Raw genomic sequence first — 274 nt, 5'->3', positions numbered from 1 at the left:
GTCTTATCAAGCTCAGTTACCCGAAGTCCGATGGCTCGTCTTCGGCGGTAGCCATCGACGAAAAGAATATCGTCGCCAACCCGAAGCATCTGAAATTCATTCCGACCGAAACGCAATTGCGCGCCAAGTCCTTGCCGGATGTTCAGGCCTCGTTCATCAATGGCGATATCGCGCTGACCAACGACGTCGATCCGTCGACGGCGCTGTCGATCGAAGACAAGCAGAATAATCCGTATGCCAACGTGCTGACGACGCGCCGCGAACTGGTCAAGGA

At 55.1% G+C, this 274-nt stretch carries 1 protein-coding gene; it reads left to right on the top strand.

Features of this window, described 5'->3' with window-relative positions; all coding sequences use genetic code 11:
• On the top strand, positions 1-274 hold a 274-nt coding region (locus NCR93_RS31675; protein ID WP_250532469.1), incomplete at both ends, for a MetQ/NlpA family ABC transporter substrate-binding protein.

The organism is Caballeronia sp. ATUFL_F1_KS39, from assembly GCF_023630985.1.
Classification (GTDB): Bacteria; Pseudomonadota; Gammaproteobacteria; order Burkholderiales; family Burkholderiaceae; genus Caballeronia; species Caballeronia zhejiangensis.
The sequence above is the reverse complement of the archived record's forward strand: the minus strand, read 5'-3'. Positions and strand labels throughout refer to the sequence as shown.